This window comes from Kocuria kalidii, from assembly GCF_044462225.1.
GTDB classification, from domain to species: domain Bacteria; phylum Actinomycetota; class Actinomycetes; order Actinomycetales; family Micrococcaceae; genus Kocuria; species Kocuria kalidii.
Genome location: NZ_JBISWJ010000002.1, coordinates 1 through 8,868, shown reverse-complemented (window position 1 = coordinate 8,868; position 8,868 = coordinate 1). Strand labels below are relative to the sequence as shown.

Here is an 8,868-nt window from a genome sequence, read left to right as displayed (position 1 = left end):
CCCGCACCGCCCGTCACGGGCGTGTCGCCCCCTTCTTCCGGATCTGTCCGTTCTCCTGGGCGTAGATCGGCTGACCGGCGGCCGTGGCGTCCACGGCCTGGAACTCGGCCGTGTTCGGATCCGTGCTCTCCCGGGTGACCAGGGTGAACTTCTGGTGCCCGTACTCGTCGACGGCGTTGCGCACCGCGCGGTTCATCACGGAGTCGGACAGGCGCTTGCGCAGCCACATCGGATCCTGGCGGAGGTCGCGGGCCAGCGCGAAGCACAGGAGGAACATCACCAGGATGAACGGCAGGGCGGAGACGATCGTCATCCGTTGCAGACCGCCCAGGGCGGCGGCTGGATCGTCGCCGCCGGCCAGGAGCATCACCGCGGCGACGCTGCCCATGAGCACACCCCAGAAGATGACGACGGGGCGGGATGGCTCCAGGCTGCCGCGGGAGCTGAGCGAGCCGGTCACGATGGACGCCGAGTCGGCACCCGTGACGAAGAAGATCCCGGTGAGCACCATGGCCAGCACGGCGAGGCCGACGGTGACGGCCTGCGGCAGGTCCAGGCCGGTGAACATGTCGTAGATGGCGCTGTCGAAGGAGATGGTCGGGGCCCCGTCCACGACGGTGGCGATCCCGTCCTCCGGGTCCGGCGTGGCGTCGGCCCGGCGCTGGATGTCGATGGCCGTGCCGCCGAAGACGGCGAACCACAGCAGGGACACCAGCGACGGCACCACGAGGACTCCCACCACGAACTGGCGGATGGTCCGGCCCCGGCTGATCCGGGCGACGAACATGCCCACGAAGGGGGTCCAGGAGACCCACCAGGCCCAGTAGAAGATGGTCCACCCGGAGAGCCACTCGCGCATGCTCTCGTCGTCGCCCAGAGCCTCCGTGCGGGCGGACATCTCCGGCAGCATCTGCGCGTAGGAGCCGATCGAGGAGGGGATGAGGTTGAGGATGAAGACGCTGGGGCCCACCACGAAGATGATGACCGCCATGATGAGGGCCAGCACCATGTTGGTGTTCGAGAGGAACTGGATGCCGCGGGCGATGCCGGAGACGGCCGAGGCCACGAAGCAGAACGTCAGCACCGCGATGACGGCCACCAGCATCGGGGTGGTCACCTCGGCGACGACGCCGTTGAACTGCAGACCGCTGCCGATCTGCAGGGCACCCAGGCCGAGCGACGCGGCGGTGCCGAACACGGTCGCGAAGATGGCGAGCATGTTGATGATCTTCCCGCCCACGCCGTCCACGGCCTTGCGCCCGAAGATCGAGACGAACGCCTCGGAGAGCAGGTTCTTGCGGCCCAGACGGAAGGTGCCGTAGGCGATGGCGATGCCCACCACCGCGTACATCGCCCACGGGTGCAGCGTCCAGTGAAACAGGGACGTGGCCATCGCCGCCTCGATGGCCTCGGCCGTCTGCGCGTCGGCCGTGGCCGGCGGCGGGGCGATGTAGTGGTAGAGCGGCTCGGCGACGCCGTAGAACATCAGGCCGATGCCCATGCCGCACGCGAACATCATCGAGATCCACGAGACCGTCCGGAACTCCGGGCGCTCACCGTCCTGGCCCAGCGGGATGTTGCCGAACCGGCCGACGGCCAGCCAGAGGACGAAGACCACGAACAGCGAGGCCAGGAGCACGAAGAGCCACCCCGTGCTCTCCAGCACCCAGCCCAGCGCCGCCGTCGAGGCGGTGGACAGGCCCTCGGTGTCGAGGAACCCCCAGAGCACGAAGGCCACCACGAGCGCGCCGGTGACCACGAAGATGGTCCGGTCGAGGCCCTCCAGGCCGGTGCGGAAGGACTTGCGCCGCTCGACGACACCGACCTTCAGCTCGTCGAGGATCGCGGCCTCCTCGGCCTCCGCCTCGTGCAGCATGGTCGTGTCGTCGACGGGCGGCGTCGCGGACCGAGCCTCGTCCCCGTCGGCAGGCGTCGGATCGACGCGGGAGTCGTCGACGCTCATTGGACCTTCTCCTGGCTCGCGGGACTGGACTGTGCGGGGACGGTGTCGCCGATTGTGTCGGTGATCCAGTCGTGGAAGGCGCCGATGTGGTGTTCGGAGGGGACGAGGACGCCGCCGGTGGCGTAGATCTTGGAGTTCATGGCGGGTTGGCAGCGTTCGCAGGCGTCGAAGTCCTGTTGGTTGACGCGGTGGAAGAGTTCCACGGAGGCGGAGACGTCCTTGCCGGAGTCGACCACGGAGGGCAGGTAGAGCCAGTCGCACTCCACGATGGTGTGGTCGGCGGCCATGGGGAACATGCGGTGGATGATGACGTGGTCGGGGACGAGGTTGACGAACACGGTGGGGCGCACGGTGATGGCGTAGTAGCGGCGGTCGTGGTCGTCGTCGACGCCGGGGAGCTTGTCCAGGCCTTCGGAGCCGTCGACGGTGAAGCCCAGGACGTCGTCGCCGAACTCGGCGCCGTGGCCGACGAAGTACTGGGCGGCGAGGCCGTCGGCGAACTCGGGGAGGACCTCGGTGAGTTCGGGGTGGATGGTGGCGCAGTGGTAGCACTCCATGAAGTTCTCGATGATGAGCTTCCAGTTGGCCTTCACGTCGTAGGTGATGCGCCGGCCCAGGGAGAGGTTGGCGATGTCGTAGCCCTCGATGGCCTGGGTGTCGCCGAGGCGGTCCTGGATGTCGCCCATGACGTCGTCCTCGAAGGAGGGGGGGTCGTCGGCGAGGCAGACCCAGACGTAGCCGAGGTACTCGCGCACCGGGATGGTGACGAGGCCGTATTCCTGGCGGTCGATGTCGGGCATCTTGGTGAGGTTGGGGGCGGCGATGAGCTTGCCGTCGAAGTCGTAGGTCCAGGCGTGGTAGGGGCACTGGAAGGAGCGGCCGGCTTCGCCGGTCTCCTCCATGCACAGTTTCACGCCGCGGTGGCGGCAGATGTTGTAGAAGGCGCGGATGCCGTGCTTGCGGTTGCGGGTGATGATGACGGATTCCCGGCCGATCTGCACGGTGCGGTAGGCCCCGGGCTTGTCGAGGTCGGCTGCGCGCACGGCGCAGAACCACATCTGCTCGAAGATGCGTTCCTGTTCGGCGCGGAACACGTTCTCGTCCACGTAGGTGGAGCCGGGCAGGGTGGAGATCAGACTCTCCGAGACAACATTGGTCGACAACTCGAAACTCCTTGGAATCAGGCGGTGCGAAGGGTGCGGTGGTGGAAGGACGGAGAAGGGACGGCAGGGTGAGGAAGAGGGCAGGGGTGGCGCGGCCGGGAACTCAGACCAGGACCGGCTGTGCGGCGGTGGCGGCGATCTTCTCGAGGGTCTTGCGCCAGCGGCAGAACATCTTGGTCTGGTTCCAGGCGAGCACGGCCACGGGGTCGTCTCCGGCGTAGTAGACGGCCAGCAGGGAGTCCTCGTCCGGGCCGCCGTGCTCGTAGGCCACGCGGTCGCTGCGGGAGGCGTCCCCGGAGAACTGCAGGCGGGTGCCGTACTGGTCGGACCAGAAGTAGGGGGGCTTCACGGCCGGCAGGGCGGCCCGGTCGGTGCCCAGCAGCGCGGCCACGGCCACGGCCGGGCGCTGGGCGGCCCCGGTCCAGTGCTCCACCCGCTGGTAGCGGGCGGTGGCGGGGTCCCACCAGGCGGCGCAGTCGCCGACGGCGACGACCCCCGGGATGTTGGTGGCCCCGGTCGCGTCGCAGACCACACCGTTGCCGAGCTCGATCCCGGAGCCTTCCAGCCAGGCGGTGTTGGGCACCGCCCCGATCCCGACGATCACGACGTCGGCGGGCAGCACCCGCCCGCCGGCCAGGTGGACCTCGGTCACGGATCCCTCGGCGAGGACGAAGTCGGCGATCTCGGCCCCGCAGACCAGCTCCACCCCGGCGCGTTCGTGCAGTCCGGCCACCACCGCGCCCAGCTGGGTGCCCAGGGGCCCGCACAGCGGGGTCGGGGACTTCTCCAGCACGGTGACCTCCATGCCCAGGGCGTGGGCGGTGGAGGCGACCTCGGCGCCGATGAAGCCGGCGCCGATGACCACCATGCGCCCGCCGCGGCCCACGAGCTCGCGCAGCTTCTGCGCGTCGGCGATGGTGCGCAGGCTCACCACGTTGTCCGCCTCGGCGATCTGCGGCAGGGACCGGGGGGAGGCCCCGGTGGCGATGACCAGTCCGTCGGCGTGGACGCTGCTCCCGTCGTCCAGGTGCACCAGGCGGGTGGCCGGGTCGAAGGACACCGCCCGGGTGCCGAGGATCCACTGCGCGTCCAGGGCGTCGGTGTCGGTCTCCAGGGCCAGGTCCTCGGCCTCGATCCGCCCGGCCAGGAAGTCCTTGGACAGCGGCGGGCGGTCGTAGGGGCGCTGCGGATCATCACCGATGATCACGATCTGACCGCCGAACCCGAGGTTGCGCGCGGCCCGGGCGGCCGACAGACCGGCCAGGGATGCTCCGACAATGACGAGGGACTCCATGGAGGACCCCTTTCGAAAGACTGGTACGGATGGCCCGGAGCTGCGACAAGGATCGTGGTGTTCCGGACTATTTGCGTCTCGTGCAACACGGTTCGCAATGTGAGATTCAGCGTGAACCTCGTCGTCGGCCACGTCAAGAGGTCGCGCCCGTTCGACCCGGGAAATTTACATTGCGTCTCCGTGCGCGCCGACACGGACATCTCGCCGGAGCCGATCTCTTGACAGCGCCCGGTCCAGTCTCCACGCTGGTTGCACAATGCAATGCGTGTTGCTCATGGTGAGCCTGTCGGGCCGGGTGGAGACGCTCGACGCGGCGGGCCCGTCCCCCTCCGGAAAGGATCCACTCCGATGCACAAGGCCTGTCCCCTGAAGGACCTCGAACCCGGTGACGCCCTGCGCCTCGACACCGTCCCGCCCATCGCCGTGTTCCACACGGAGGAGGGCGAGCTGTTCGCCATCGACGACACCTGCACCCACCAGGACGCCTCGCTCGCCGACGGCTACGTGGAGGACTGCGAGGTCGAGTGCCCGCTGCACGCGTCCAAGTTCGATCTCCGCACCGGCAAGGTGGACGCGCCGCCGGCGAAGCTCCCGGTCCGGACCCACGTGGTGACCGTCGTGGACGGCGACATCATGGTGGAGGAGTCGGCCGAGGCGCCGAACCTGCCGCCCGGGCTCACCGCCCACGGACACGATTCCCAGTCGAGCTGAACCCCGGCCCGACCCCGCCAGACATCCGCAGGTCAGGAGAACCATCCATGAGCACCACCCCTCGCGTCGTCGTCATCGGAGCCGGCATCGTCGGCACCAACCTTGCCGACGAGCTCGTCCAGCGCGGCTGGACGAACGTCACCGTCCTGGAGCAGGGCCCGCTGCCCCTTCCCGGCGGCTCGACGTCGCACGCGCCCGGACTCGTCTACCAGACGAACCCGTCCCGGTCGCTCACCCACTTCGCGCAGTACACGGTGGAGAAGCTGATGTCCCTGGGCTGCTTCAACCAGGTCGGGGGCCTCGAAGTGGCCACCACGCCGGCGCGGCTGGAGGAGCTCCAGCGCAAGGTGGGCTACGCGACGTCGTGGGGTCTCGAGGGCCGGTTGCTCACCCCCGAGGAGGTGCTCGAGCAGCACCCCATGGTCAACCCCGAGATGGTCCTGGGCGGCTACCACGTGCCCACGGACGGTCTCGCCCTGGCGGCCAAGGCGGTGCAGGTGCTCATCGACCGCACCACCCGCGCCGGCGTCACCTACTGCGCGGAGACGACCGTCACCGGCATCGAGCGGTCGAACGGTCGCGTGACCGGTGTGACCACATCGGACGGGACCGTGCCGGCGGACGTCGTCGTCTCCTGCGCCGGATTCTGGGGACCCGCGATCGGCGAGATGGCCGGCATGCCGTGCCCCATCCTGCCGCTGGCGCACCAGTACGTCTTCACCTCCGCGGTCCCGGAGCTGGTCGGCAAGCACGACGCCCCGAACGGCGCGACCCTGCCGATCCTCCGGCACCAGGACGCGGACCTCTACTACCGCGAGTGGGGGGACCGGATCGGCATCGGATCCTACGCGCACCGCCCGATGCCGGTGGATCTCGGCGACCTGCCGCACTACGCGCCCCGCGACATCGCCCACGACCGGATGCCCTCCCGCCTGGACTTCACGCCCGAGGACTTCACGGAGCAGTGGGCCGAGAGCCAGCGCTTCCTCCCCAGCCTGCGCGGCAGCGAGGTGGCCGAGGGCTTCAACGGGATCTTCTCCTTCACCCCGGACGGGGGCCCGCTCATCGGCGAGTCCCCGGACCTCGCCGGGTTCTGGGTGGCCGAGGCGGTGTGGGTCACCCACTCCTCGGGCGTGGCCAAGGCCATGGCCGAGCTGCTGGTGGACGGCACCCCGGAGACGGACCTGCACGGCTGCGAGGCCACCCGGTTCGACGACGTGCAGCTCTCCCCGGAGTACGTCGAGGAGACGGGCAAGCAGAACTTCGTGGAGATCTACGACGTCCTCCACCCGCTCCAGCCCCGGGAGTCGCCGCGCAACCTGCGGGTCAGCCCGTTCTACGCCCGGGAGCTGGAGCTCGGCGCGTTCTTCCTGGAGAGCCACGGCTGGGAGCGCCCGCACTGGTACGAGTCCAACGCCGCGCTCCTGGACCAGCTGCCCGAGGAGTGGCGCGAGCCGGAGCGGGAGCCGTGGGCGGCCCAGTACCACTCGCCGATCGCGGCGGTCGAGGCCTGGAAGACCCGCACCGCCGTGGCGATGTACGACATGACCCCGCTCAAGCGCGTGACGGTCGAGGGACCGGGGGCCGCCGCCCTGCTGCAGCGGCTCACCACCGGCAACATCCTGCGCAAGCCGGGCGCCGTGACGTACTGCCTCCTGCTGGACGAGAAGGCCGGGATCCGCAGCGACATCACCGTGGCCCGGATCAGCGAGAACCTGTTCCAGGCCGGCATCAACAGCAGCGTCGACGTGGCGTACCTGTCCTCCGAGGCGAACCGGCAGAGCGCCGAGGACCCCACCGCCTGGGCGCTGGTCCGGGACACCACCGCCGAGACCTGCTGCATCGGGCTGTGGGGCCCGAAGGCCCGGGAGGTCATGGCGAAGGTCTCCCGCGACGACCTGTCCAACGACGGCCTGAAGTACTTCCGCACCAAGGAGATCCGGGTGGGCGGCCTGCGGGTCACCGCGATGCGCCTCTCCTACGTGGGCGAGCTCGGCTGGGAGCTGTACACCACCGCAGACCAGGGTCTGCGGCTGTGGGACCTGCTGCACGAGGCGGGCCAGGAGTTCGGCATCGTGCCCGCGGGGCGCGCGGCCTTCAACAGCCTGCGCGTGGAGAAGGGCTACCGGTCCTGGGGCACCGACATGACCACCGAGCACACCGCGGTGGAGGCAGGACTGGACTTCGCCGTCAAGAAGGACAAGGGCGACTTCGTGGGGTCGGAGGCCGCGGCCTCCGACGGCCGGGCACGGCGCCGGCTGCGCTGCCTGACCGTCGACGACGGCCGCTCCGTGGTCCTGGGCAAGGAGCCCGTGTACGTGGACGGCGCCGCCGCCGGCTACGTCACCAGCGCCGTCTTCGGCCACACCGTGGGCCGGCCGGTCGCCTACGCCTGGCTCCCGCCGGAGCTCTCCGAGGGGGACGGCGTGGAGATCGAGTACCTCGGCGAGCGCGTCCCGGCCACGGTCAGCGCCGAGCCGCTCGTGGACCCCGGCATGGAGCGCATCCGGGGCTGAGGCTCCGCATCCCGGGGGCGGACCGCATGCCGCTCCGCCCCCGGCCCCCGTCCCGGTACCGGGACTCCCCAGTACGACTTCTGTGATCGAGCACCGTTCCCGGTGCCGACGACGACGAAAGGCAGTTCCAGCATGCACAAGGTCAAAGGCGTGGTGTCGAAGGGCAAGAACCAGCCCGTGAGCGTGGAGACGATCCTGGTCCCGGATCCGGGGCCCGGGGAGGCGCTGGTGGACGTGCTCACCTGCGGGGTGTGCCAGACGGACCACCACTACGTCGAGGGCGGCGTCGGTGACGACTTCCCCTACCTGCTGGGTCACGAGTCCTCCGGCGTCGTCGCGGCCGTCGGGGAGGGTGTCACGGAGGTCGCGGTGGGCGATCACGTGATCCTGAACTGGCGGGCGGTGTGCGGGGAGTGCCGGGCCTGCCGCCGGGGCGAGCCCTGGTACTGCTTCGCCACCCACAACGCCACCCAGAAGATGACGCTCGAGGACGGCACCGAGCTGTCCCCGGCCCTGGGCATCGGGTCGTTCGCGGAGAAGACCCTGGTCGCGGCCGGGCAGTGCACCAAGATCGAGGGTGAGCTGCAGGACCACCAGTACGCGGCCGTCGGGCTGCTCGGCTGCGGGGTGATGGCCGGTATCGGTGCCGTGCTCAACACCGGGGCCGTGCGGCGCGGGGAGTCCGTGGCCGTGATCGGCTGCGGCGGGGTCGGGGCGGCGGCGATCGCCGGGGCCGCCCTGGCCGGGGCGACCACGATCGTGGCCGTGGACCTCGACGACGAGAAGCTGGCCACCGCACGGAGGTTCGGGGCCACCCACACGGTCAACTCCAAGGAGACCGATCCCGTCGAGGCGATCCGTGCGCTCACCGGTGGTTTCGGCGCCGACCTCGTGATCGACGCGGTGGGCATCGCCGTGACCTTCCGGCAGGCCTTCCAGGCCCGTGACCTGGCCGGGCGGATGGTGCTGGTCGGGGTGCCGGCGCCGGGGACCACCTGGGAGATCCCGCTGGACGAGGTCTTCGGCCGCGGCGGGTCCATCCGGTCCGCCTGGTACGGGGACACCCTGCCCTCGAGGGACTTCCCGATGCTGGTGGACCAGTACCGGCTGGGCCGGCTGGACCTGGACGGGTTCGTGAGCGAGCGCATCGGTCTGGGCGACGTCGAGGAGGCCTTCGCCAAGATGAAGGCCGGCACCGTGCTGCGCTCCGTCGTGGAGATC

Annotated in this window: 6 protein-coding genes; 3 read left to right on the top strand and 3 right to left on the bottom strand. The window is 70.0% G+C overall.

Annotation, left to right across the window (positions count from 1 at the left end; all coding sequences use genetic code 11):
• Positions 1-13 precede the first annotated feature (13 nt).
• From ACH9D3_RS00035 to ACH9D3_RS00025, 3 genes are all read right to left on the bottom strand, one after another.
• The gene (locus ACH9D3_RS00035; RefSeq protein ID WP_396409393.1) at positions 14-1,963 is read right to left on the bottom strand and encodes a BCCT family transporter; all 1,950 of its coding nucleotides are present in this window, start codon (positions 1,961-1,963) and stop codon (positions 14-16) included.
• A complete protein-coding gene (locus ACH9D3_RS00030; RefSeq protein WP_396409392.1) occupies positions 1,960-3,126 on the bottom strand; it encodes an SRPBCC family protein in 1,167 nt (388 codons plus the stop codon). The genes ACH9D3_RS00035 and ACH9D3_RS00030 overlap by 4 nt, the downstream gene beginning before the upstream one ends.
• A gap of 103 nt (positions 3,127-3,229) precedes the next feature.
• Positions 3,230-4,420, bottom strand: a complete 1,191-nt coding sequence (locus ACH9D3_RS00025) for an FAD-dependent oxidoreductase (protein WP_396409391.1) — start codon at positions 4,418-4,420, stop codon at positions 3,230-3,232.
• Between the two features lie 348 nt (positions 4,421-4,768).
• Between ACH9D3_RS00025 and ACH9D3_RS00020 the strand changes: the two genes are divergently transcribed.
• From ACH9D3_RS00020 to ACH9D3_RS00010, 3 genes are all read left to right on the top strand, one after another.
• A complete protein-coding gene (locus ACH9D3_RS00020) occupies positions 4,769-5,131 on the top strand; it encodes a bifunctional 3-phenylpropionate/cinnamic acid dioxygenase ferredoxin subunit (RefSeq protein WP_396401330.1) in 363 nt (120 codons plus the stop codon).
• Between the two features lie 47 nt (positions 5,132-5,178).
• The gene (locus ACH9D3_RS00015) at positions 5,179-7,647 is read left to right on the top strand and encodes an FAD-dependent oxidoreductase (RefSeq protein WP_396409390.1); all 2,469 of its coding nucleotides are present in this window, start codon (positions 5,179-5,181) and stop codon (positions 7,645-7,647) included.
• Between the two features lie 132 nt (positions 7,648-7,779).
• A partial coding sequence (locus tag ACH9D3_RS00010) for an S-(hydroxymethyl)mycothiol dehydrogenase (protein WP_396409389.1) occupies positions 7,780-8,868 on the top strand: 1,089 nt, incomplete at its 3' end.